The sequence below is a fragment of the Vibrio sp. Y51_MX_L26 genome (genome assembly GCF_024181935.1).
GTDB lineage: Bacteria > Pseudomonadota > Gammaproteobacteria > Enterobacterales > Vibrionaceae > Vibrio > Vibrio diabolicus.
In genome coordinates, this window is record NZ_JAMZAS010000018.1 from 16,003 (window position 1) to 39,037 (window position 23,035).

Here is a 23,035-nt window from a genome sequence, read left to right on the forward strand (position 1 = left end):
AATACGTATGAAAGTGGTAATTGCACCTGATTCATTTAAAGAAAGCTTAACCGCCAAACAAGTGAGCGAGGCGATCAAAACGGGTCTTGCTCGCGTATGGCATGGTGCCGAATTTGTTACTGTTCCGGTCGCAGACGGTGGCGAAGGCACGGTTCAATCTTTGATAGATGCAACTCAAGGCGAACAAGTCTTTACAACGGTGACCGCGCCATTAGGGAATGATGTTGAAGCGTTTTATGGCATCCTCGGTGACGGCGAAACCGCGGTTATTGAAATGGCGGAGGCCAGTGGGCTGCACCTTGTGCCGAGTGATGCTCGCGACCCAAAACTGACCAGCAGCATTGGTACCGGACAGCTGATCAAACATGCGCTAGACAGAGGTATTCAACGCTTAATCATTGGTTTGGGCGGCAGCGCTACTAATGATGGTGGCGTGGGCATGTTGACCGCGTTGGGGGTAACGTTTCTTGATGAATCTGGTCATGCAATTACCCCAAATGGAGGCGGGTTAGCGGCGCTTGCCTCCATCGATATTTCTGGTCTTGACCCACGTTTAGCAACTTGTGAAGTGTTGGTAGCATGCGATGTTGACAACCCACTCTGTGGTGACAAAGGCGCGTCGGCTATCTTTGGCCCTCAAAAGGGAGCGACCGTATCAGACGTCACTCTGCTCGATAACGCATTGCGCAAGTTTGGCGAGTTGACGGAACAAGCGACGGGTAAGCATGTACTGACTCGTGAAGGGGCGGGTGCTGCTGGTGGTATGGGCGCGGCCTTGCTCGGGTACACGCCAGCACGTTTGCAACCAGGAATTGAGATTGTGCTTGAAACGGTCAAACTTGCTCAGCATGTTGCGGATGCGGATATCGTATTTACAGGCGAGGGTCGAATCGATCATCAAACCGCACATGGCAAAACGCCGATGGGCGTTGCTCAGGTGGCTAAGCAGTGTAATTTACCAGTCATTGCATTAGCAGGCTGTGTGGGCGACAACTATCAGGCGGTTTATGAGTGCGGCATTGATGCGGTGTTTGCTTGTGTACCAAGGGCGATGAGCTTACCTGAGGCCATGAAAGAGGCCGACGTCAACGTTGCCAATTTAGCCGAAAACGTCGCGAGAATGTGGCAAATTAAGTCGCACTGAGGGCGATAACGATACGAGAAAACTCCACCTTTGCGTGGAGTTTTTTGTTGTTACCTGTTTGCGTGTGTGGGCATAAGTTCATTTATTAAGAGCGAGTTAACAGACATGCTTTGCTATCAATTTTGCCAGTGTTTGCATCGCGTGACTCCAATCGGTTTCATGACCAAAGTTTGCTACGCTGAGGCGCACGCAATGTCGATATTGTCCTTGAGTGCCAAATACGGTACCGGGAAGTAGGCTGATTCTGTGTTGATTACACGCTTGATACAACGCATAGCTGTCCGTTTCTTTGGGTAGGCGCAACCAAAGCAAGAACGAACCTTGCACGGCGTTGATCTGGTATCGATTTTTTAGAGATTCGTATTCATCCAAGTATTGATGAAGCATCTGGATAAATCGGCGCATGTTGTTTTGATAAACCCGACCCATTCGCGCAGTATGCGTTCGATACTTGCCTGACGTTAGAAACGTTGCCACGGCAGATTGCATCAGATTCAAACTGCCCATGTTCTCACACAGTAGATATTGCTCAATTTGATCTCGATATCGCCCCGCCAACATCCAACCAATTCTCAAACGCGAATCGAGTGTTTTGGATAACGAATTCACGTAAATCACGCGTTGCTTGTCATCGAGCAAGCTCAAGCTTGGCAAAGGCTTGTTATAACTTAACCCGCCAAACACATCGTCTTCGATAATAGGAATATTGCCAGACGCCAATAGCAATTGCTGGCGCTTTTCTAGCGGCATCATGGCACCAGTTGGGTTGGTGAAGTTTGGCGTTACGATGATCGCTTTTATGCCCCATGTCGCCATTGCTTTTGCTAAGGCTTCGGGGCACATACCGTCGCGCGGGCAACTCGGAATTTCTACCACTTTGAGGCCGAGTGATTCGAGCATCAATAAGTTGCCAAAATAGCAAGGGGACTCCACCGCGACGATATCGCCTTTTTGTGTCGTTGCGCGCAGCGCTAGGCTAATGGCTTGTTGCGCGCCGTGCGTCACCATGATCTCATCCAACTTGGTTGGCGTACCCAAATCTTGCGTGATTTTCGCCAGTTGTTTGATTAAGAGGTGATCACCGGGTGGTAATTGGTAATGGCTCGGTACATGCGTTTGCTGGCGGCTGTGGCGGCCAATCTCGGCGTACAAGCTTTTGATCGCGGGGGAGTCAATGTTTGGGTGGGCAGAGCCTGCGGGCAAACGCTCTTGGTATTCAGGGTACGTGAGGATTTCTTTGCAGATCGAGAGCAAATCCACGCGAGTCGGATCCGGAATTGAGCGAGAGGTCGGCAAAGCGACTTTCACTCGATAACCCGACTTGGGAACCGAGTACACCAAGTTTTGCGCTTCCAGCTCTTGATACGCACGAATCACGGTGTTTTTGCTGACGCTTAATTCTTGGCTCAATGAGCGAATGGAAGGCAGTCGATCATCCACTTGGTAAACGCCACCATTGATGGCTTGTTTAAGGTGCTTTTCCACCACGAGGTACTTATTCCCTTCACCGTTTTCCAACAAATCTGTACCCATAAAAACACTTCCATCTGTCACTTTTTTAAAACACTGTACCTAATTACATTAACAGTATCTCAAAACATAAAACAAGCGTGAGTGAGGCGATCATGTTAATCCGAGCCATCCCTTTTGTATTTGTCATCCTTTGGGCTTCTGGATTTGTTGGTGCGCGTTTTGGTTTGCAGTATGCCGAGCCAGCGACACTACTTTCTATCCGTATGGCATTCAATGTCTTACTGTTTTTGGTTCTTGTGGCGGTATTGCGTAGAAGGTTGCCGACAGGAAGCGATTTCTGGCACAGCTGTGTGGTGGGTGTGTTGATCCATGGCTTCTATTTAGGCGGCACTTATTTCGCTATTGATTTGGGTATGCCTGCAGGGCTGAGTTCGTTGTTGGTGGGCATTCAGCCGATTTTAACCGCGGCTTTGCTGGTGGTGTTTGTTCGTGAGGAATTTAAACCCTCGCAATGGCTGGGTTTGGCTCTAGGCTTTGTCGGCATCGCTATGGTGCTGATGGGAAACATGGAGTGGCAGTCTGAGCAACATAAGTTCTTAGCCATTGGAGTCTGTTTACTGTCTTTGGTTGGTATAACGTTAGGGACGCTGTATCAGAAAAAACATTGCCAACAGGTGGATATGGTTGGTGGTGCGACGGTGCAATATTTGGCCGCACTCATCATGTTTCTGCCTGTTGCGATGCAGTTTGAAACCATGCAAGTTCAGTGGGAACTGGAGTTTATTTTGACCGTGCTGTGGTTGGTCGTCGTGCTCTCTTGTGTGGCCATCCTGCTGCTGCTGTACATGGTGAGAAATGGCGCGTCTTCGAGTGTGGCGTCTGTGTTTTACCTAGTACCGCCAACAACCGCGATTCAAGCTTGGCTCGCGTTTGGTGAGTCGTTTGATTGGATGGGCATTTCTGGTTTTGCATTGGCGGCCACGGCGGTCTATCTAGTGGTTAAAAAGCCAGAGCTGACGATAAAAAAATCGGTTCAAACAGAATATGCCTAAATTGGGTAGGGACATTCACGTGCCAGTGAGTACAATTCTGCTTCATCTTAATCCGTGGAGCAGAGTGATGACGTTAAAGCCAGATCGAATGACCGCGATGCGTAATATCATCGAGCAAGTAAAAGCTGAGCTACCGATTTACGAACCGGAAACTTTTGTGTGTGGGCCGGAAGGGCAGTGCATCGGTTGTCCAAAGAAATTATTAGAAATGGTCGATTCAGAGGTTACTTATTGGGAGTCGGCAATGGAGCGGGGTGTGATTCCGCAGTTTGATGAGATCCGTCGTTTCGGGAAGATGTGCACTAACGTACGTCGCGGACTTGTGCGTAATAACGTTCCACTACTCGGGTCATCTACTTCAGTAAATAAGTGATTGATAAATAAAGTCCTAAAACTGACACATAAATGTGTGCGTTTGCATAGTAACTTGGCGAGCGGTCTCAACTTTGGCCCATGACTCTTGTTTGTCATCTACTAGAGCTTTAAACCTTTTAAATCAGCGATATATTGGCAAGGTCTCACATGGATGTGAGGCAAACGACCATTCATTCTGCTGAGATAAAAAAGTGAGATTAAAGGGATTTACGCTGATGGAAATCACCATAGTGCTCGCCACTTTGGCTTTCATCGCTTTGGCTGCGTTGCCAACACTACTCCACATTCATCGCCAAGCCTATGCGTCGATGTTACACAGTTCCAATTCGTCATTGGGTACCGCGCTTAAATTTTTCAACGCCCGAGTGGCGATAGACAATGCCGCCGAGCAAAACCAAGTCCACTATATTGATAGGAACGTAAAAACCTTAAGCGGTATGCCAGAAGCGAGCGCCAATAGCATTGGCGCGTTATTAGAAATCGATTTGCCGCAGAGTGGCGTGTCCAAAATTGATGTTCCCTGCAAAGGCAGTGACTTTTGTATTATTGGTCAGCAACACCCAAACAGTACCCACTTTGTGTCTATTCCCGATTATCAATTTGTCGACCAGTCAGGTCTTGATCGGGTGGTGTACATTTGGCCGCAAGGGTATACCTTGGCAGAAGAGGCATGCTATTTCTATTATGTAAATCAAGCATCCACAGAGTCTATCGTCCGAGGGCACGTTACTGAGGGTTGTTAGGCGCGCTTAACATCATCTTTTGACTCATCAACACTTCGCCATTGGGGAGAGTGACTTCTCCTAGTTCACCATGGTGCTCAAATCCAAATCGTTCGTACAACGCTATCGCGGCAAGGTTGTCCTTATAAACATTAAGTACAATGGTGTCGTAACCATATTCCCAGGCACTTTTAAGTGCGACAGACAATAGCTGCTTACCTAGCCCTTTTCCTCTGAATGTTCTATCGATATGAATACCTAAAATGCCTGTGCTAGTGAGTTGACCGCCTTCATAACCGCACAGTTCGGCAGGAAAAATCTCTACACTACCAACCAGAAGGTGATGGTCCAAAGCAACAAATTGAGGAATCGATTCAAGTTCTACGCGACGTAAAATATTGGTCAGGGTGTCTTTATCTGGAGCCGGACTGCGCAGGTATTTACCTTCGGCATAGACTCGGTTCCACAGTTCGGTAAAGCGCTCGATATCGCTTACCTGGATGGGTCTGATTTGCATTCATCTTCCTTGATTAGTGCAGGTTAGTGATGGTTAAGGTACGAGTTCAGATACACAGCGAATTTGGTTCGGAATGGGATCGGCTGGCGCATTGGCTCCTGTTGGATTAAACCAAATCGTATTTACGCCAGCTTGCATTGCAGGGTAAATGTCTTTATGAGGCAAGTCGCCAACCATGGTTAACTCACTCACGTTAACCCCTAGCTGTTTTGCGATAGCAAGATAAAACTCAGATTGGTTTTTAGCGATGCCGAGATTGGCAAAACAAAAGTAGCCATTTAAGTACTGGTCTAAGTCGACGCGGACGAATGCACGCTGAACCTCTTCCATGTTGGAATCAGACGCGCTGGTCGCGATGTAAATAGCATGATTTTGGGAAAGTATTGCCAGTGTTTCTTTGGCCAGAGGAATCGTTTCTACGTGTTCCCAATCGCACATTTTTCCTTGTGCGTGAGGGAAATCCACCATTAAGGTGTTCCCCCAATCGAAAAGATAAATCATGTTCGAATCTCCTTTATCCGCACATCATATCGTCTTTTCTAAAATCAGGGGATAAATTGCATCGATAAATGCGATTTAGGTGGCTTTAGTCGTGAAAAGCGCTTAATTGTCATTATCGTTACAAATGTTTCAGCATAATGCGTGAGTTAGTTTTAAAACCTTGCTTGTCGTAAAACCGTTGTGCTGGTTGATTGAATTCCATCACTTCTAATCGAACTTGTGTAGCATTGGCATCGCGCGCCCATTGCTCACAGGCCTCAAGCATTTGGCGACCGATACCCTGCTGCTTTTGTTCTTCATTGACGACGATCGTTCCTACTCGACAAATAGGATCTTTTATCAGAAAGCTGACGGTTTCATTCTGAGTTATCATCGCGGTTAAAAAGCCGACTACCTCCTTTTCATGTTCTGCGACTAAAAACAAGCGTTCATCATCCTCGAGAGCCTGAGTGAGGAACGCTCGGTCGTCTTCCGAAGGTGCTACAAAAGCTTCAGGCGCGTTGGCAAAATGCAGTGCGTTGATTTGTAGGTTTAATTCAAAAATTGCATCCAAATCGTCAGGAGTTGCTTGTCGAATGTTGACTTCCATTTTACTTACCGCCTGAAAGATCGATAAAAGAGCCTGTAACATAAGAAGCTTCATCACTGAGTAGCCAAGCGATCGCATTCGCCACTTCTTCTACCGTACCGCCCCGTTTCAGTGGAATTTGAGGGCTGAGCCTATCCACTCGGTTTGGTTCTCCACCATCGGCGTGCATATCGGTGTAAATGAAACCAGGTCGAACGCCATTGACGCGAATATTTCGGTCTGCCAATTCAAGCGATAGCCCTTTGGTTAAGGTATCCATTGCGCCTTTTGATGTGGCGTAATCGACATATTCAAATGGCGCGCCTGAGCGTGATGCCCCAGAAGAAACATTCACAATTGCGCCACCAGTACTGAACCGCTTCGCCGCTTCTCTACAACAAAGAAAGCAGCTATTCACATTAGTGTTCATTACTTTCTGAAAGCGTTCCAAGCTGATTTCCGCCAACGGTGACTGAGTAAATAGAATGCCAACGTTGTTGACCAAATGGGTGACTGAGCCTAGTGCGTTTTCTGTTGCATCGAAAAGATTGAGCACTTGTTGCTCGTCCGATACATCTGCTTGAACGGCGATCGCTTTTCCGCCATTTGCTTGTATGTCTCTGACCACTTGGTGAGCTGCTTCACTTTGCGCACGGTAATTAACACACACGGCATAGCCTTGCTCGGCCAGTTTTTTCGCTGTTGCGGCTCCAATGCCTCGGCTTGCGCCAGTAACGATGACTACTTTATTCAAAATACATCCTTATTTTTGTAGCGAGTAGATTTTGTCGGCGTAACGCTTGTCGCCAATTTGGTATGCGTCAGGAATGACTTCAGATAGCTCGAATCCGCACTTCATGAGAACACGCTCTGAAGCAATATTCCCTTCAGTGACCGTAGCGGAAAAGCGGTCGATGTCATGTGTTGCTCTAGCCCAATTTAGAAGCGCTTGAAGGGTTTCTGTTCCAAACTGTCGGCCATGAAATTCAGGCAAAAGTAAGTAACCCACCTCTGCGTTACCTTCTTCAATGGCAAGGCCAGTGACGCCAATCGGTTGTTCAGATTGCTTATCGAGTATGACGAGGCAAAGCCAGTGCGGACTGTCTGGTGTCCATGGTAATAATCGCGAAGCAAATTTTTCTTTTATTTGTTTTTCGCTCGGGCGATCAAAACAGAGCTCAATGATCTCTGGTTCGGAATGTAATCGCTGAAATAGTTCCCAATCGCTGGCTTCGATAGGTCTTAATCGGCTTCGGTGAGTCTCAATATAAACTGACATGCGTGTCCTTACAGCATTTATGTAGAGAGCCAGTTTCTCATCCTCTTATCTCTTTAATCAAACGGTTGCACTTACAAAAGTGATTTGTGTGGTGAATGCCTGGTTGGGTAATGAATTCTTACTGAATATTCATTTATGGGATGAAAATAACGAAATTTCATACTTGAGACACTTAGAGCAACACGGAAATGATGTGGATCAAGAGAGAACTACCCATAAAGTAGTATTTTGCGATCTATAATTACATTTTATTTGGAAGTGTTGCTAATTATGTCAATAAAAAAACGATATGTTGCACTGCTGGTTGCTGCCGGCATTGGTGTGGGCTGGTTAACATTAGGTGGTACTGCAGCGGTAATGCATTACACCTCTGATACTGAGTTCTGTCTCTCGTGCCACTCTATGGAAATCCCTTACAAAGAGTACCAAGGCTCAGTGCACTTCAGTAATGCGAAAGGCATTCGTGCCGAGTGTTCTGATTGCCACATCCCACAAGAACCGATGGACTACCTGATCACGAAGATTCGTGCATCGAAAGACATCTACCATGAGTTCGTGACTGGCAAGATCGACACGCCAGAAAAATACGAAGCGCACCGCAAAGAGCTTGCGGAGATGGTGTGGGAGCAGTTCCGTGAAAACGACTCTGCAACGTGCCGTTCTTGCCACGACTTTGACGCGATGGAAGAATTTGAGCAATCTCGCGATGCAGCGAAAATGCACGAGTACGCAAAAGCGAACGATCAAACGTGTATCGATTGTCACAAAGGCGTTGCTCACTTTGCACCAGAAGCTGAGCTAGACAGCAAGGCATTTGAAACGTTGATGAGCTTCACCACAAAAACATCACCTGGTGCCAAAGTCGTTTACCCTGTGACTGAAATCGCAATGGGTGAGATGGGTAAAATTAACCCAACGACGAAGTTAGAAGTAATCAGCTCTGAAGGTGATGAGCGTACTGTTAAGTTGGACGCATTCCAAATGAAAGGCGCAGAGCAAGTGCTGTACATGGGTGAAGGTCAACGTGCCATTGTAGCAACGCTAACCGAGCAAGGTCAGCAAGCTCTTGAGGGCGGTGAGTTTAAGGCCGACGTTTACGGCAACGAATGGCGTGCAGTGTCACTAACAGGCACGATCGATTCTCCTGTTGTAGATACGCTTGACCCAGTTTGGTCATACGCAGAAGAGCTAGACAACGTTTATTGTGCAACTTGTCACGCGAAAATTCCTTCAAATCACTTCACAGTGAACGCATGGGGACCAGTGGCGAAGAGTATGGGTGATCGAACAGACATCACTGCCGAAAACCTAGAAATTCTTACTAAGTTCTTCCAGCACCACGCGAAAGATGTGGTTGGTCACTAACGATAAATAGAAGGATAAGATTATGACTAATTTAACCCGTCGTGGATTTCTAAAAGGCACAGGTATGGCGGCTGGCGCCATGGCATTTACTTCTTTTGCACCTATGTCTGTTGCGTCTTCAAACCAGCGTGGCAAGGGCATTTTGACAGCGGGCCGCATGGGCCCAATGTTATGTGAAGTGAAAGATGGTAAGTTGGTTTCGACTACTAATGCTCTTCCACAAACTGTACCAAATAGTCTACAAACTACTGGGCCTGACCAAGTGCATACCAAGGCGCGTGTGAAGTACCCAATGGTACGTAAAGGCTACTTGGCAAACCCATCGTCGCCAGAAGGTGTGCGCGGTAGTGATGAGTTTGTGCGTGTGTCTTGGGATGAGGCTTACAAGCTGATCCACGAACAGCACATGCGCATTCGTAAAGAATATGGCCCGGCTTCTGTGTTTGCTGGCTCTTACGGCTGGCGTTCAAGTGGCGTGCTGCACAAAGCACAAACCTTGCTGCAACGTTACATGAGCATGGCGGGCGGCTATTCAGGCCACTTGGGTGACTACTCAACGGGTGCTGCGCAGATCATCATGCCGCACGTTGTGGGCTCTATCGAAGTGTACGAGCAACAAACCACGTACCCAGTGGTACTAGAGCACAGTGATGTGGTTGTGCTTTGGGGCTTAAACCCGATCAACACCCTAAAAATCGCGTGGAGTTCAACAGACTGCGCGGGGCTTGAGTTCTTCCATCAATTGAAAAAATCAGGCAAGACGGTTATTGCGATTGACCCTATTCGTTCTGAAACCATTGAGTTTTTTGGTGAGAATGCGGAGTGGATTGCTCCTCACCCAATGACCGACGTAGCGATGATGATGGGTATCGCACACACTTTGGTGAAACAAGGTAAGCACGATAAAGCCTTCCTCGATAAATACACCGCTGGTTACGACAAATTTGAAGCGTACCTGATGGGCGAAGAAGACGGCGTAGAAAAATCAGCGGAGTGGGCATCGCAAATCTGTGGCGTACCTGCGAAGCAACTTGAGCTACTGGCTGACATCTTCAGTAAAAACCGCACCATGCTGATGGCGGGTTGGGGAATGCAGCGCCAACAATACGGTGAACAGCGTCACTGGATGCTGGTTACACTGGCAACGATGTTGGGTCAAATCGGTTTACCGGGCGGTGGTTTTGGTTTCTCTTACCACTACTCAAACGGTGGTAACCCTGCTCGTGACGCTGGCGTACTTCCTGCGATTTCGGCATCACTGGGTGGTGGCTCTTCTGCGGGGAACGACTGGGCGGTATCTGGCGCGGTGCAAAGCTTCCCTGTGGCGCGTATTGTCGAGGCGTTGGAAAACCCAGGTCAATCCTACCATCACAACGGTCATGAACTGACGTTCCCAGATATCAAGATGATTTGGTGGGCAGGTGGTGCGAACTTTACTCACCACCAAGACACCAACCGCTTGATTAAAGCGTGGCAAAAGCCTGAACTGATCGTGATTTCAGAACCTTATTGGACAGCAGCTGCGAAGCATGCGGATATCGTTCTGCCAATCACCACATCGTTCGAGCGCAACGACTTAACGATGACGGGTGACTACAGTAACCAACACTTGGTGCCAATGAAGCAAGTGGTTGAGCCACAAGGTGAAGCGCGTAATGACTTCGATGTATTCGCGGACATGGCGGAGATGCTAGCACCGGGTGGACGTGATGTGTACACCGAAGGCAAAACTGAAATGGAATGGCTGTACGGCTTCTACAAGGTGGCGCAACAAGGTGGCCGTGGCTCTCGCGTAGCAATGCCGAACTTCAGCAAGTTCTGGGAAGATAACCAACTGATAGAGATGAAGTGGAACGAGAAGAACGCACAGTTTGTTCGTTACGCGGATTTCCGTGAAGACCCGATCATGAACCCGCTAGGTACGCCAAGTGGTAAGATTGAAATCTTCTCGAAAACGATTGAAGGTTACCAGTTGGAAGATTGTCCTCCACACCCAACGTGGATGGCACCAACCGAGTACACTGGCAATGCAAAAGATGGCGAGTTGCAGCTGATGACCGCGCACGCAGCGCATCGTCTACACAGCCAGTTTAACTACGCGAAGATTCGCGAAGAGTACGCAATTGCAAACCGTGAACCTATTTGGATTCACCCTGAAGATGCGAAAGCGCGTGGTATTAAAACGGGCGATCTAGTTCGTGCGTTTAACAACCGTGGCCAAGTATTGGTTGGTGCAGAAGTGACTGACCGAATCAAGCAAGGTTCAGTGTGTATTCATGAAGGCGGTTGGCCGGATTTGGATCCGAAAACCGGCATTTGTAAGAACGGCGGTTGTAACGTGTTAACGTTGGATATTCCGACCTCTCGACTTGCAAACGGCTGTGCGGCGAACTCGGCACTGGTTCGTATTGAAAAATACACTGGCCCAGAATTAGAACTAACAGCGTTTGAACCACCAAAAAATGGCTAGAAAAAAGTAGCGCTTGAAAGCAAGAAGCCAGCGAATCGCTGGCTTCTTTTTTATCTAGTCATCGTTCACATTAGCGCGAAGCAAGAGAAACAAACGGCATCTGTTTCTTAATCTGAAATGTCGGGAGTAAAGTAAATACAATCGCGACAAACAAGACCGAACCTATTAAATCTTCAGGGCGATGCATGCCCAGCCATAAGCGGCTATATGCGACGCTCATTCCCCACATCCACAATGACAGTGCAGAGATATAGCACTTGTTCTGCAAGAACACCCCACCAAAGAAAGCCAGACAAATCGAAACGAAAATCGTATGGCCGGACGGGAAAGAATAGTCTTTCTCGCCTTGCCAATGGCGCGTCCGCCAATCACTGACGTGTTCAGAAATCTGGTTAATTACGTTGGCTTGTTGCTTTGTCTCCAACTGATAAAACGTTTCTGGTGTTTCAATCAATTGTTCTGCTGCGAGCAATTCCGTGTACGGGCGCGGGCTTTCTATCATCAGTTTTAGCCCCGTTTTGCTGGCAAAGCCAATCACAAATAACAGCCCTAACATTGAGAGTTTTTGTATCCACTCAGTGCGACTTGGTTTAAAGCGAAATAAAGAAAGCAGTAGCAGCGTTAAGGTAATTAAAAAGCTTTTGCTGCCAGCAGAATCTGTGAGCAAAGTAAAAGTAATACCCAGACTTTCAGGCACCTGTGAAGTGAGATTGTGATAAGAGCCAAACAGCGACATTGGGATGATGCCAAGAACAAACAAGGCGAGCATCATCAATCCATATTTTTTGGTTTTCATTGAGAGCGTTTTGTTTTTATTGAGGGTTATTCAACCACGTGAAAATAAGGGGCTTATCTTACGTTATCTGGCGTGAAAAACTTATCAACGCTTTGTCAATTTGACGAGAGAATGAAGGTTGAGTGATGAATTGATGGCATTTATCCGGAGAGTAAAGGCGCTCATCCTTAAGCGTTGGGGTCTTAATCCATCAGAGAAAGTAAGTATTCTGCGGCTTTGGTTGGGTTTTCTGCATGACAAATGGCAGAAACCAAAGCCAAACCATGCACACCTGTCGCACTCAGGGCAGGAATGTTGGTTTCGTTGATGCCACCAATCGCGACGATTGGTAAGGGCGTGGTGTTCAGCGCCATCTTCAAACCTTCAATACCCCAGTGTTTTTTGGTGTTGGTTTTGGTTGGCGTCACGAAGATCGCGCTCAAACCGATGTAATCAATCGGAAGAGAGTCCGCTTCTGCAAGCTGCTCTTCAGTCTCAATCGATAAGCCGAGAATTTTGTTTGGTCCAATCAACTCGCGAGCGATAGTTGCGGGCATATCTGATTGCCCCAAGTGGACACCATCAGCATCAATAGCAAGGGCAACATCAACACGATCATTGATGATTAACGGGACTCCAGTGCCTTCAAGGATCGTCTTTACGGCTTGAGCTCGTTCAATAAATGCACGAACGTCACCATGTTTTTCACGTACCTGCACCATGGTGACCCCACCTTCTACCGCCTTTCTTACAACGTGTTTGAGAGTGGATAAATCTTGTTGGTCGTCGGTGACCAAATACAAACGATAGGCGTTCATTGTGTTTCCTTTTACCTCTCACTCACCTAGGAGTGAGAGGCGTTTAAAGCATTGAGAAGAGGTTTATCTCTCCTGTAATTTAAGACGTGTTGCCAGTGTTTCTTCATCCAGTTGGTAAAGCTCATCCAAAAGATGCATTTGCAAGCTACCTGGCCCTCGCGCTTGCTCAGCCGCAATTTCACCCACAACGCCAAGCACCGCTGCCGCAGCAAGGCCTGTTTCGTCGCCGATTGCTGCGAAAGCGCCAGTCAGTGCCGTCAGTGTGCAACCCATGCCCGTTACGTATGGCATCATCTCGTGACCATTATTCAGCTGGACGGTTTGCTCTTTTGTCACTATGTAGTCAGTTTCGCCGGAGATCACCACGCTCGCTCCGTATTCTTCAACTAAGAAGTGAGCCGCCGCAAGGGCCGCATCACTACTGTCGAGTGCATCTACACCTTTGCTTTGCGCTTGCTCACCAGCGAGAGCAATGATTTCGGAAGCATTACCACGAATGATTAACTTGTTTGCAAGGCGGGCGATTTCGCGCGAGGTTTCGGTGCGCAGTGAACTTGCGCCGCAACCGACAGGGTCGAGCACAACGATTTTACCGTTCGAGTTGGCTTGCTCTACGGCGTAGCTCATGCGCGGTGTCCAAACGCTGTCTAGGGTGCCGATGTTGATCACCAAAGCGCCAGCAAACGACATCATTTCTGCCATTTCTTGCTTTGAATGCGCCATGATAGGCGAAGCACCGATAGCCAATAAAGCGTTCGCCGTGTTGTTCATCACCACGTAGTTGGTAATGTTCACGACTAAAGGCTTTTGCTGACGCACTGCGGTTAATGCTTGAGTGATTTGTTCTATTAACATGAGATTCTCCAATTAACCTTATTGCGCGTTTAGACCTTGTTGCCAAAACGCCACTTCCATACGCGTTGCGGTTTTGAAGACCTGAATTAGGTTTTGACCGCGCTGGCTGTGGATGTCGATTTCAGCCAGCAGCTGGTTAAAGTGTTCGGCCCCACTTGCCACGCCTGATTGGAACTCTTCACCGCCGTACAAGTTAATCCAACTTGCGTAAGGATTGCCTTCGAATACCGTGTTTTCATCTTCAATCAGCATTTTACCAATGACGGCGTAGCCGATGGAGCAAGGGGCGAGCGCGGCATACAAGTCAACTAAGTCGCCCGTCATGCCCGCATCCAATACGTAGCGCGTGTAAGCCACCGTGCCAAAATCTTCCGGCTCGTTTTCGAGATCAGATTCCGTTAATCCCCATTGAACGCAGTAGGTCACATGGTGGGCAATCTCTGAATCTAAAAGCGCATGTACGCTTGGTAGTGCGCGGCGCATGTCGTCTAACGTACGCGCTTTGTAGATTGCCAGCGCATAAGCTCGCGCGTACTGTTTTAGGAATAAGAAATCTTGCTTCAAGTAATGTAGAAAACAAGGTTGAGACAGTGTGCCTTTGGCCAATTGCTGCACGAAGGCATGTTCTGTGTATTCTTGCCAATCTTGGCGGCAAGCGTCGATCAAATCTTGGTATTTCATTATGGGTATCTCGTTATCAAAAGACCCTAGGCTTAGATCCTAAGGTCAGTAGAATTAGTCAAAGTTCGGTACGTAATCTTTCGCTTTTGGCAGTGTTTCGATGATGTTTTGTGAATACATGAATTCGGCATAATCATCGTAGCGTTTCAGATCTACTGCAGATGGACGAAGAGCGAAACGAGTTAGCGTGTCGTTCCAAGCGCGTTGGTTAAGCTCGTTGTTGAGCGTGTCTGGTGAATAAGCCACAAACTCTTTCCACGACTCTTTTGGATGGTTAACGATGTAAGTGGTTGCTTGTTCTAGTGCTTTGTTGAATGCCTTGATGGCTTCTTTGTCGTAGGTTTTCGCATTGGCTACGAAGACTAACTCGTCATACGCTGGCACGCCGTGTTCTTCTGGGAAGAAGGCTTTGGCTTTGTAGCCTTCTAGCGCAAGTTGGTTGGTTTCGAAGTTACGCAAGCCGCCCCAAATAGCGTCTACTTTACCGGATGCGAGAGAGGAAGAGAGTGTCCAACCGACGTTGATGATTTGCACGTCAGAAAACTTCACGTTCTCCTGTGCAAGCATGGTGCCGATTGTCGCCTCTTCGTTACCTGCGATAGCAATACCGATTTTCTTGCCTTTGAGGTCGCCAAGGTTATCGTTCTTGCCGTTATCCAACACCATCAATGTGTTGAGGGGAGTAGCAATCAAGGTCGCAGAGCGAATTAATGGCAAGCCAGCCGCTACGTCGATGGTTAAGCTCGGCTGGTATGAAATCGCCATATCGACTTTGCCAGCCGCAACTAGTTTGGGTGGTGTGCTTGGGTCGGCGGGTTCTTGGATATCTACCTTCAAACCTTGCTGTTTAAAGTAGCCGCGCTCTTGTGCGATCACGATAGGGCCATGGTTCGGATTAACGAACCAATCCAGCATTAAAGTAAGCTCTTTTTCGGCAGCAAGTACGTTAGTTGAAACCATTGAAGCGAGCAGAGCAGCAGCGCTCATAAGTTTGTTTTTATTCACGGGGTTCTTCCTTTTTCTTTCCCTATTTGTTTTCCCAGGGAATGGCTTTTTTCAGTAATTTGTCAGTGATGAAATAGAGTGCGATAGACAGCGCGGCGAGAATAAACAGTGCCGCGAACATCTCATCGATGATCATGCGAGCGTTGGCTTGCAGCATCAGATAGCCCAAGCCCTCACTTGAGCCGACCCATTCACCTACCACGGCACCAATCGGCGCAATAACCACGGCAACACGAATACCAGACGCTAACGTTGGTAGGGCGGCAGGGAGTTGAATATGGCGCAGTAATTGCCATTTCGATGCGCCCATGGTTTTGGCAAGATCGAGATAGCCGGTGGGGGTGTTGCGCAGTCCGTCGTAACAACAAGTTGTTACAGGGAAAAAGATGATGATGGCCGCCATAACTACTTTCGATGCAATGCCGTAACCCAGCCAAAGCATCAACACGGGCGCGATAGCAAATACTGGAATTGCTTGGCTAGCGATAAGAATCGGCAATAGCCAGCGTTTGAGCGGCTCGAACATCAGCATTTGTAATGCGAACAGCAAACCCATTGATAAGCCGAGTGCGAGGCCAAGTAGGATCTCTTGCGCGGTAACCCAAGTGTGTTTGAGTAGCACGTCGTATCGAGTGACTAATCTATCCAATACTTCAATCGGCGAAGGCAAGATGAAGCTTGGCATGTCAAACACCACTACAATGAGTTGCCACAAACCTAAGATCACGGCTGCGCTGATCAGCAGACGCAATGCCGGATGAGTTACGCGTTCCTTTTTACTAATACGCGCCGAAACGGAGTTGTACTGAGTCATATCACTCATAGTCTTTCTCCAACTGATCCAAAATCGCCTGCTGTAGCGCTGCGCATTCTCCATCGAGAGATCTTGGTGGCTTGGCGTCCGGAACAACCAAGTGCTGTGTTTGAGCTGGCGTGCCTTGTAACACATAGAGTTGGTGTGCCAATCGCACCGCTTCTTGCGGATCGTGCGTAATCAAGACAACGGTTTTGTCCTTTAGTAGCTCGGCAGAGAGAGTTTGCAATTTGTGGCGAGTCACGGCGTCTAATGCCGAGAAAGGTTCATCCATCAAAACCAAAGGTTTGTCTTGCATCAGAGTGCGAGCAAGGGCTACGCGCTGGCGCATACCTCCAGAGAGTTGAGCGGGTTTGGCGTAAGCGTAATCTGCCAACCCAACGTGCTCTAACAGGTTGAGAGCACGTTGTTTCTCATTCGCTGGATTTGAGTTGGTGTGAGAAAAGCGCGAGCTGAGGCAGACGTTATCCAGCACGTTAAGCCAAGGCAGCAACAAATCTTGCTGGGCCATATAAGCGATACGGTCATGCAGTGCAGCGCCATCGGTTGTGATGAGTTCGCCATGCCAGTCAACTTGGTCATCCAGTAGGCCAGCTAAGTAACGCAATATCGTGGTTTTTCCGCAGCCACTTCGCCCGAGTAATACCGTCCATTGACCGACGGGAATGGTCATGTTCACTCCCGCTAAAGTCGGTGTTTGGCTATCTTTGTATCGCAGGCTAGCATCGGAAAGCTGAATGCCAATCGCGTTAGCGAACATAAGTATGACCCGCAAAAAAGTGGTTCACTGGTCCGTGACCTTTCCCCACTTCCAATTCATCCGCATGAGCGATGGCTTGGCTGATGTACTGTTTTCCTAAATGCACGGCTTTGTGCAGGTTGTTGCCTTGGCTAAGGTAAGACGCAATAGCGGAAGAAAGTGTACAGCCCGTACCATGGGTGTTTTTGGTCGGAAATCGCTTGGCGCTGATTAACTCCGCACTGTTTTGCATGATCAGCAGATCGTTGCTGTTTTCATCTTCTTCAAGGTGACCACCTTTGAGCAGAATAGCTTTGGCACCAAGTGCACGAAGGTCGGTAATCATATCGTTCATTTCAGATTCTGATTGAGGCACTGGCTTACCCGTCAGTGCTGCACCCTCTGGCAGGTTAGGGGTGATGATGTCTGCCAGTGGAATTAGCTCTTCTCTTAATGTGCTGATTGCTGATTGCTCAAGTAGCAAATCACCGCTGGTGGCGACCATGACGGGATCAATCACAAGATGCTTGGGTTGGTACTGTCTTATTTTGCTTGCCACTACTTTGATGATGTTCGAATCCGCCAGCATGCCGACTTTTACCGCCACAATATTGAGATCGGTAAACACCGCATCGAGTTGGCTTTCAACGTGATCAAGTGGGATCGGGAAAATCGCAGAAACGCCTTGCGTGTTTTGTGAGGTGATGGCGGTAATCACTGAGCAGGCAAAGCTGCCAGTTGCGGACATCGCTTTGATATCGGCTTGGATGCCTGCGCCGCCGCCGCTGTCGGAGCCTGCGATGGTTAAGACAACAGGGGTTGTTATAGGTGATTGTGCCTGGTGTAACGATGGCTGTGATTGCTGCGTCATGGTCGCTCCTACTACAAGACGTATAGGAACTGACTTTGACCGTTGTGGATAGATCGATTGTTCGATCGTTTCGCTCGCCAAAGAGGAGCGGCGAAAGGCAAAGTGCGCATAGTTCCCTACGTCAGTGCTAACTGAATCAGGTTCAACGGGTCTCGAATCTCGATCTCAGCCAACGCTTATCGCGTGGCCCCCCGACTATTTCGCTCGGATGATAGCAGGACCCTTGTAGAAGGGATACGTTTTTTGAGAGTAATTATTATTGAGTATTCAATTATGCGAGGTGAGTGATAGAGTAAGCATCTAAATGGTTCGTCGTGTGGAATTTACTAGTGCAACGCTCTGGTGAAAGAGCTGAACCTGGAATATTTAATAAATAATCGTGGTCTCGTTAAGCAAGGATTAGCACAAAACAAGGTTAAAAAACTGTTAAAATTTAACGCGTTGCCAATTTAACTTTGTTGAACTTTTCGACAGTTAATTAGGAAGGCTAAGACGATCATCGAGCAAGGAGACTTCATGCTTAATTCTGCAACAGCGAAGTCAGTGATCGATCATGCACTCTTTTTGGGGGCTGATTTCGCTGAACTATTCGTTGAACATCATCAAACTAACACCGTCCAGATCGCATCTGGTGAGGTGGACAAGATCAATTCGGGGATTGATTTTGGTATCGGCATTCGCCTCTTCTTCGGTCACAAAGTGCTTTATGGATACACCAATAGCACGGACGAAGCCGAGCTAAAACGCGTAACGTCATTGCTTGCGGCAAAAGACAAGCGTGAACAAATCGCGTCAGCAGGTTCTTTGAATTTGAACCGCTACCCAATCCAACACGGTTGCCGCATGCCGTTAAGTCAGGATGCCAACTTAGATTCAAAAATCGCGTTTCTATTGAAAGTTGACCAAGCTGCGCGTGCAGAAAGTGAGTACATCAGCCAGTTCATTGGTAGTGTGCTTCAGCGCGAGCAGCAAGTGTCTATCTTCAACTCAGAAGGTCTACACGTTGACGATACTCGTCACTACATCCGAGTTGCTGGTAATACCGTTGCTCAAAAAGGTAATGAGCAGTCTTCTGGTATGGAAGGTCCTGGCGCTCTTGCTGGTTGGGAGTTCAGCGAACAGCTTGATGCGAAAGAGCTGGGTCAAACTATCGCGCAGCAAGCGTTAGTGAAACTTGGCGCTGATGCTTGTCCATCAGGTGAAATGCCAGTGGTGATTGGTAACGGCTTTGGCGGCGTTATCTTCCATGAAGCGTGTGGCCACTTACTCGAAACCACTTCGGTTGCGAAGAAAGCGTCCGTATTCCACGACAAGATGGGCGAAATGGTTGCTCACACCGCAGTGAATGCAGTTGATGATGGCACCATGACCAACGAATGGGGCTCGATTCATGTTGATGACGAAGGCATGAAGACTCAGCGCACTCAATTGATCAAAGACGGTAAGCTAACCAGCTTTATGGTCGATAAAATGGGTGGTATGAAGACAGGTTATGAGCCTACGGGTTCTGGTCGTCGTCAGAACTACAAGTTCGCACCAACCTCGCGAATGCGTAACACCTTTATTGAAGAAGGCGAGCATTCATTTGATGACATGCTGGCAGGTATCGAACGTGGTATCTATGCGAAGAAGATGGGTGGTGGCTCGGTTCAACCGGGAACAGGTGAGTTTAACTTTGCTGTTCGTGAAGCTTATCTCATTGAAAATGGCAAAATTACCAAACCTCTGAAAACAGCAACGCTGATCAGCACGGGCCCTAAAGTGTTGAAAGAAATCAGCATGGTCGGTAAAGACATGGCGCTTGCGCCGGGCATGTGTGGTTCAGTAAGTGGTTCAGTACCAACAACAGTCGGTCAGCCAACACTGAAAGTAGATAATATTCTGGTAGGAGGCGGTAACTAATGAGCCAAGAACAACAACTTCTTAATGCGGTTGATTACGTCCTATCAGAAGCAAAGCGTCAAGGCGCAGAAGCGGACGTCATTGTAAACCGCAACAGCAGCTTTTCTCTGAAAGCGAACCAAGGAAAGCTGGATGAGTACAAAGTAAGCTCAAGCCAAGTTCTGGGTGTTCGTGTTGTGAAAGATGCTCGTGTCGCGACAAGTTATTCTGAATCACTAGAGCAACCAAGTTTAGATTTGATGCTCACAAACGCGCTGCAAAGTGCTCGCTTTTCCAAGCAAGATGAACATCAAACCATCAGCTGCGTAAACAGTAAAATCACCACTGATATTGCAGAAATTGCGCAAGACGATACCACATCGGTCGATGAGAAAATTGAACTGTCCCTTGCGCTTGAGCAAGGTGTTGTGGCTCTGCCTCACGCTTCAAGCTCACCATACAATGGTTACAGTGACGGTGAAACTCAGCTCATCATCGCGAATACTCAAGGTACGTTATGTCAACATTTCGAGCGATCGTTCACTTGTTACGCGTATACCTTGTTTGAAAAAGACGGCAAACAGTCGATGGCGGGAAGAATGTCGCTAGGTCGCCGTTTTGATGAGTTGGATCCAGCTTATTGTATAGAAAGCGGTTACAACCTTGCTCGCGATCTTCTTGAAGGCGCTCCGGTTGCGACAGGTAACTATCCGGCCATTTTCCACATCAATGCTTTAAGCAGCCTGTTTGGTGCATTCGGCAGTGCGTTTTCTGGTGTGAGTGCGATGAAAGGCATCTCGCCACTGGGTGACAAGCTTGGTCAAAGCGTTGCAAGTGAACTGATCACCTTTACCGATGCGGCTTACATGCCAAATGGTATGGCAATAGCAAGTTTTGATAGTGAAGGCTTTGCTACTCAAGACAATGTGTTGATCGCCAATGGCCAACTGAATACGCTATTGCACAATAGCCAAACAGCGAGTTATTTGGGTGCAGTGTCGACGGCAAGTGCATCTCGCAGTGCAAAATCGAGCCTAGACGTATCGGCAAATCATAAAGTGATTGCGACAGGCAACAGCAGTGCGCCAGAAGTCAAAGCAGGTGAATACCTAGAATTAGTCGAACTGCAAGGGGTTCACTCTGGTGCAGATGCTGTCAGTGGTGATTTCTCATTTGGTGCGAGTGGCTTCTTGTGCCGTGATGGAGAGCGCGTTCAACCAGTTCGTGGGATCACGGTAGCCGGTAACTTCTATAAGATGCTGCAAGAAGTAGAAGCTGTGGGTGATACGCAGCTTATTAATGATAGCCGCACTTTCTTCGCGCCAGATGTGCGTTTTGCTCGATTGAGCATTGGCGGTAAGTAAGCGCGGCATAGAAAGTCAGAAACAAAAAAGAGGACTCGATCGAGTCCTCTTTCATCATCTAGCAACGTGTACGCGAATAACTATAATTCGCGGATATCCAGTTCGTTGTGGATCAATACCACACACTGAGAAGCGAAAAGCATCTTAGGACCTAAGCTGATCTTCTCAGTACCTAGGCGCTTCAAGCTGTTGAACGACTTCTTCGGCATCGGTATATGGTCAGTTAGCAAGAAACATGGATTTTCACCAATTTCTGCATCACGAACAAATTCGCCTTTCTTATCCAGCATATATAGTTGGTGATCTTCTGCCAGCTCTTGTACTAGGCGTTCAAAGCTCACTGTACGAACGGTAATACCAGGTTCGACTTCACGAAGCTGCTCTTTACCCATACCAACCGAAGCATCCAAAGCGCGAGCCACTGCTGCAATCAAAGTTGACTCATGGAAGCCGCCAATGTTGGTGATGTCGTTGGAGCGAATAGTAATGGTGCGTGAGAAATCTTTTGTGCTTTCTAAAACCAAGTGAACAATCACATCTTCACGGTGTGATTGAGCAACGAACATAGTGTTCATCATGGTATGAGCAAGAATCTCTGTATGCGCTTCATTACCAACACCTTCTAACAGTGCTTTGCTGGTGGTTGGCGCCGCGCGAGCTCGTAAAACAAAAGAGCGCATGAATTTAGCCTCTATATAGGAAGAGTGAATGCGCGGAAGTATATACCCAAGCAGGGAAGGGATGCGAGTTTAATAGCAAATGTGAACTTACTTACAAAGCTTCGATTGTCGTGCGGAGTGCGCTGGTTAAAATAGAGGTAACCTGTTAGGAGCGGTATATGGAAATCAAACAGATAAATAAAGACATTTATAAAAAGAAAGTAAACCTTGTGATTGGCGGTTTTGTTGCGTTGCTCGCCATCTCCTCTCTTGCCTTTAGTACCTTGTTGATTGTTTTGTTTGGCAACACTGAAGTCGTACCAGAACAATCAACGGGCAATTTCCATTGGAATTTGATTGGTGTCGTTCTCGCAGTTGCAACTTCCCTCTCTTTATTGAATCACATTAAAACTCGACCATACATGGAAGAAGTGCTGTACGTTTGGAAACTCAAGCAACTGCACAACAAAATCTTTCGTAAACTAAAAAGCATTAAAGCAGCCGCGAGCAATGACGATGTAAAAGCGCTCACTACGCTTAAGTTCTATTACACCACGCAACGCCAAGTGTTTGAGCTAGACAACAACACATTAACGATGAGCAGTGTAAATAAAGAACTAGAGGCTATCGAGCAAATCGAAGCGGCGCAATCACTGAGTCTCGATATCACAGGCTTTGAAGAGTCTTGGATAGACACATATTGATTGCCTATTTGCTACTTGAAGTTAACAACTGAGTGCTAAAAATAAGCGTTTGAGTGAGATTTAATCATTCGACGCTTTTTTTTTAGTTTTTTTCTAAAAAGGGGTTGCCAAGAAAAATCATCTCCCTATAATGCGCCTCCGTTGTCAGGGCAAAGCGGAAACGCAAAAGCAATTGGCAACAAGGCGAAAGAAAGCTTCTAAAAATTAATTTTAAAAAGTGTTTGACACTAAGAATTAATTCCTTAGAATACTCCTCCGCTTCGATAGCAAAGCTTACGAAGCAAGCTCTTTAACAATATAGACCTATCAATCTGTGTGGGCACTCGTTGATGATAATCCAATTAGAAACTTCGGTTTCAAATTAGGTTTCAATGAAACGAAGTGACCATTGAATCTTCGGATT

24 protein-coding genes and 1 riboswitch are annotated in these 23,035 nt (G+C 47.5%); of the genes, 9 read left to right on the forward strand and 15 right to left on the reverse strand.

Annotation, left to right across the window (positions count from 1 at the left end):
• Window positions 1-7: 7 nt before the first annotated feature.
• A complete protein-coding gene (locus tag NL645_RS22135) occupies window positions 8-1,144 on the forward strand; it encodes a glycerate kinase (RefSeq protein WP_253652414.1) in 1,137 nt (378 codons plus the stop codon).
• 96 nt (window positions 1,145-1,240) lie between these two features.
• Here the strand turns inward: NL645_RS22135 and NL645_RS22140 are convergent, their stop codons facing one another.
• Window positions 1,241-2,677 carry a PLP-dependent aminotransferase family protein gene (locus NL645_RS22140; RefSeq protein WP_253652415.1) on the reverse strand — a complete coding sequence of 479 codons (1,437 nt, stop codon included), beginning with the start codon at window positions 2,675-2,677 and terminating at the stop codon, window positions 1,241-1,243.
• A 92-nt stretch (window positions 2,678-2,769) separates the two neighbouring features.
• Here NL645_RS22140 and NL645_RS22145 point away from each other — a divergent pair, with 92 nt between their 5' ends.
• From NL645_RS22145 to NL645_RS22155, 3 genes are all read left to right on the forward strand, one after another.
• Window positions 2,770-3,669: a DMT family transporter gene (locus tag NL645_RS22145; RefSeq protein ID WP_253652416.1), complete on the forward strand. Its 900-nt coding sequence runs from the start codon at window positions 2,770-2,772 to the stop codon at window positions 3,667-3,669.
• Between the two features lie 67 nt (window positions 3,670-3,736).
• Complete coding sequence (locus NL645_RS22150; protein ID WP_253652431.1) at window positions 3,737-4,042, forward strand: hypothetical protein; 306 nt, start codon at window positions 3,737-3,739, stop codon at window positions 4,040-4,042.
• Between the two features lie 217 nt (window positions 4,043-4,259).
• Window positions 4,260-4,787 (forward strand): hypothetical protein, encoded by a 528-nt coding sequence (locus NL645_RS22155; protein ID WP_054866721.1) that lies wholly within the window; start codon window positions 4,260-4,262, stop codon window positions 4,785-4,787.
• Here NL645_RS22155 and NL645_RS22160 read toward each other — a convergent pair.
• From NL645_RS22160 to NL645_RS22180, 5 genes are all read right to left on the reverse strand, one after another.
• Window positions 4,771-5,283, reverse strand: coding sequence for a GNAT family N-acetyltransferase (locus NL645_RS22160; RefSeq protein WP_253652417.1), 513 nt, complete (start codon window positions 5,281-5,283; stop codon window positions 4,771-4,773). The genes NL645_RS22155 and NL645_RS22160 overlap by 17 nt on opposite strands.
• A gap of 33 nt (window positions 5,284-5,316) precedes the next feature.
• Window positions 5,317-5,784: an HAD family hydrolase gene (locus NL645_RS22165; RefSeq protein WP_253652418.1), complete on the reverse strand. Its 468-nt coding sequence runs from the start codon at window positions 5,782-5,784 to the stop codon at window positions 5,317-5,319.
• A gap of 118 nt (window positions 5,785-5,902) precedes the next feature.
• Complete coding sequence (locus tag NL645_RS22170) at window positions 5,903-6,373, reverse strand: GNAT family N-acetyltransferase (protein ID WP_253652419.1); 471 nt, start codon at window positions 6,371-6,373, stop codon at window positions 5,903-5,905.
• Between the two features lies 1 nt (window position 6,374).
• Window positions 6,375-7,106: a glucose 1-dehydrogenase gene (locus NL645_RS22175; protein ID WP_006740993.1), complete on the reverse strand. Its 732-nt coding sequence runs from the start codon at window positions 7,104-7,106 to the stop codon at window positions 6,375-6,377.
• 9 nt (window positions 7,107-7,115) lie between these two features.
• Entirely contained in the window at window positions 7,116-7,631 is a 516-nt protein-coding gene (locus tag NL645_RS22180; protein ID WP_005391871.1) for a GNAT family N-acetyltransferase, read from the reverse strand.
• A 270-nt stretch (window positions 7,632-7,901) separates the two neighbouring features.
• Between NL645_RS22180 and NL645_RS22185 the strand changes: the two genes are divergently transcribed.
• Complete coding sequence (locus NL645_RS22185; protein WP_005391870.1) at window positions 7,902-8,996, forward strand: NapC/NirT family cytochrome c; 1,095 nt, start codon at window positions 7,902-7,904, stop codon at window positions 8,994-8,996.
• Between the two features lie 22 nt (window positions 8,997-9,018).
• Window positions 9,019-11,466, forward strand: coding sequence for a trimethylamine-N-oxide reductase 2 (locus tag NL645_RS22190; protein ID WP_104972195.1), 2,448 nt, complete (start codon window positions 9,019-9,021; stop codon window positions 11,464-11,466).
• 70 nt (window positions 11,467-11,536) lie between these two features.
• Here the strand turns inward: NL645_RS22190 and NL645_RS22195 are convergent, their stop codons facing one another.
• The 8 genes from NL645_RS22195 to thiD all read right to left on the reverse strand — a co-directional run bounded on the left by NL645_RS22195 (window position 11,537) and on the right by thiD (window position 18,024).
• The gene (locus NL645_RS22195; protein WP_253652420.1) at window positions 11,537-12,262 is read right to left on the reverse strand and encodes a phosphatase PAP2 family protein; all 726 of its coding nucleotides are present in this window, start codon (window positions 12,260-12,262) and stop codon (window positions 11,537-11,539) included.
• A 182-nt stretch (window positions 12,263-12,444) separates the two neighbouring features.
• Window positions 12,445-13,059, reverse strand: a complete 615-nt coding sequence (gene thiE, locus NL645_RS22200; RefSeq protein ID WP_253652421.1) for a thiamine phosphate synthase — start codon at window positions 13,057-13,059, stop codon at window positions 12,445-12,447.
• A gap of 63 nt (window positions 13,060-13,122) precedes the next feature.
• Window positions 13,123-13,914 (reverse strand): hydroxyethylthiazole kinase, encoded by a 792-nt coding sequence (thiM, locus tag NL645_RS22205; RefSeq protein ID WP_253652422.1) that lies wholly within the window; start codon window positions 13,912-13,914, stop codon window positions 13,123-13,125.
• An 18-nt stretch (window positions 13,915-13,932) separates the two neighbouring features.
• A complete protein-coding gene (gene tenA / locus NL645_RS22210) occupies window positions 13,933-14,595 on the reverse strand; it encodes a thiaminase II (protein WP_253652423.1) in 663 nt (220 codons plus the stop codon).
• Window positions 14,596-14,649: 54 nt separating this feature from the next.
• Window positions 14,650-15,600, reverse strand: coding sequence for an ABC transporter substrate-binding protein (locus tag NL645_RS22215; RefSeq protein WP_253652424.1), 951 nt, complete (start codon window positions 15,598-15,600; stop codon window positions 14,650-14,652).
• Between the two features lie 22 nt (window positions 15,601-15,622).
• A complete protein-coding gene (locus tag NL645_RS22220; RefSeq protein WP_253652425.1) occupies window positions 15,623-16,423 on the reverse strand; it encodes an ABC transporter permease in 801 nt (266 codons plus the stop codon).
• On the reverse strand, window positions 16,416-17,174 hold the full coding sequence (locus NL645_RS22225) for an ABC transporter ATP-binding protein (RefSeq protein ID WP_253652426.1): 759 nt from the start codon (window positions 17,172-17,174) through the stop codon (window positions 16,416-16,418). The genes NL645_RS22220 and NL645_RS22225 overlap by 8 nt, the downstream gene beginning before the upstream one ends.
• On the reverse strand, window positions 17,164-18,024 hold the full coding sequence (gene thiD / locus NL645_RS22230) for a bifunctional hydroxymethylpyrimidine kinase/phosphomethylpyrimidine kinase (RefSeq protein WP_253652427.1): 861 nt from the start codon (window positions 18,022-18,024) through the stop codon (window positions 17,164-17,166). Before thiD ends, NL645_RS22225 begins: the two co-directional genes overlap by 11 nt.
• A gap of 96 nt (window positions 18,025-18,120) precedes the next feature.
• Window positions 18,121-18,228, reverse strand: a riboswitch (TPP riboswitch).
• Window positions 18,229-18,540: 312 nt separating this feature from the next.
• Between thiD and NL645_RS22235 the strand changes: the two genes are divergently transcribed.
• Both NL645_RS22235 and NL645_RS22240 read left to right on the forward strand, forming a co-directional pair.
• On the forward strand, window positions 18,541-19,926 hold the full coding sequence (locus NL645_RS22235) for a TldD/PmbA family protein (RefSeq protein ID WP_253652428.1): 1,386 nt from the start codon (window positions 18,541-18,543) through the stop codon (window positions 19,924-19,926).
• Entirely contained in the window at window positions 19,926-21,269 is a 1,344-nt protein-coding gene (locus NL645_RS22240) for a TldD/PmbA family protein (RefSeq protein WP_253652429.1), read from the forward strand. The genes NL645_RS22235 and NL645_RS22240 overlap by 1 nt, the downstream gene beginning before the upstream one ends.
• Before the next feature lie 80 nt (window positions 21,270-21,349).
• Here the strand turns inward: NL645_RS22240 and trmY are convergent, their stop codons facing one another.
• Entirely contained in the window at window positions 21,350-21,949 is a 600-nt protein-coding gene (gene trmY / locus NL645_RS22245; protein ID WP_253652430.1) for a tRNA (pseudouridine(54)-N(1))-methyltransferase TrmY, read from the reverse strand.
• A gap of 158 nt (window positions 21,950-22,107) precedes the next feature.
• On the opposite strand from trmY, the gene NL645_RS22250 reads away from it, so the two are divergent.
• On the forward strand, window positions 22,108-22,632 hold the full coding sequence (locus NL645_RS22250; RefSeq protein ID WP_170893875.1) for a DUF3087 domain-containing protein: 525 nt from the start codon (window positions 22,108-22,110) through the stop codon (window positions 22,630-22,632).
• The last annotated feature ends 403 nt before the right edge of the window (window positions 22,633-23,035 follow it).

Coding starts and splice junctions, on each gene's coding strand:
- NL645_RS22135 (WP_253652414.1), top strand. CDS start 8: ATGAAAGTGGTAATTGCACCTGATTCATTTAAAGAAAGCTTAACCGCC.
- NL645_RS22140 (WP_253652415.1), bottom strand. CDS start 2,677: ATGGGTACAGATTTGTTGGAAAACGGTGAAGGGAATAAGTACCTCGTG.
- NL645_RS22145 (WP_253652416.1), top strand. CDS start 2,770: ATGTTAATCCGAGCCATCCCTTTTGTATTTGTCATCCTTTGGGCTTCT.
- NL645_RS22150 (WP_253652431.1), top strand. CDS start 3,737: ATGACGTTAAAGCCAGATCGAATGACCGCGATGCGTAATATCATCGAG.
- NL645_RS22155 (WP_054866721.1), top strand. CDS start 4,260: ATGGAAATCACCATAGTGCTCGCCACTTTGGCTTTCATCGCTTTGGCT.
- NL645_RS22160 (WP_253652417.1), bottom strand. CDS start 5,283: ATGCAAATCAGACCCATCCAGGTAAGCGATATCGAGCGCTTTACCGAA.
- NL645_RS22165 (WP_253652418.1), bottom strand. CDS start 5,784: ATGATTTATCTTTTCGATTGGGGGAACACCTTAATGGTGGATTTCCCT.
- NL645_RS22170 (WP_253652419.1), bottom strand. CDS start 6,373: ATGGAAGTCAACATTCGACAAGCAACTCCTGACGATTTGGATGCAATT.
- NL645_RS22180 (WP_005391871.1), bottom strand. CDS start 7,631: ATGTCAGTTTATATTGAGACTCACCGAAGCCGATTAAGACCTATCGAA.
- NL645_RS22185 (WP_005391870.1), top strand. CDS start 7,902: ATGTCAATAAAAAAACGATATGTTGCACTGCTGGTTGCTGCCGGCATT.
- NL645_RS22190 (WP_104972195.1), top strand. CDS start 9,019: ATGACTAATTTAACCCGTCGTGGATTTCTAAAAGGCACAGGTATGGCG.
- NL645_RS22195 (WP_253652420.1), bottom strand. CDS start 12,262: ATGAAAACCAAAAAATATGGATTGATGATGCTCGCCTTGTTTGTTCTT.
- thiE (WP_253652421.1), bottom strand. CDS start 13,059: ATGAACGCCTATCGTTTGTATTTGGTCACCGACGACCAACAAGATTTA.
- thiM (WP_253652422.1), bottom strand. CDS start 13,914: ATGTTAATAGAACAAATCACTCAAGCATTAACCGCAGTGCGTCAGCAA.
- tenA (WP_253652423.1), bottom strand. CDS start 14,595: ATGAAATACCAAGATTTGATCGACGCTTGCCGCCAAGATTGGCAAGAA.
- NL645_RS22220 (WP_253652425.1), bottom strand. CDS start 16,423: ATGAGTGATATGACTCAGTACAACTCCGTTTCGGCGCGTATTAGTAAA.
- NL645_RS22225 (WP_253652426.1), bottom strand. CDS start 17,174: ATGTTCGCTAACGCGATTGGCATTCAGCTTTCCGATGCTAGCCTGCGA.
- thiD (WP_253652427.1), bottom strand. CDS start 18,024: ATGACGCAGCAATCACAGCCATCGTTACACCAGGCACAATCACCTATA.
- NL645_RS22235 (WP_253652428.1), top strand. CDS start 18,541: ATGCTTAATTCTGCAACAGCGAAGTCAGTGATCGATCATGCACTCTTT.
- NL645_RS22240 (WP_253652429.1), top strand. CDS start 19,926: ATGAGCCAAGAACAACAACTTCTTAATGCGGTTGATTACGTCCTATCA.
- trmY (WP_253652430.1), bottom strand. CDS start 21,949: ATGCGCTCTTTTGTTTTACGAGCTCGCGCGGCGCCAACCACCAGCAAA.
- NL645_RS22250 (WP_170893875.1), top strand. CDS start 22,108: ATGGAAATCAAACAGATAAATAAAGACATTTATAAAAAGAAAGTAAAC.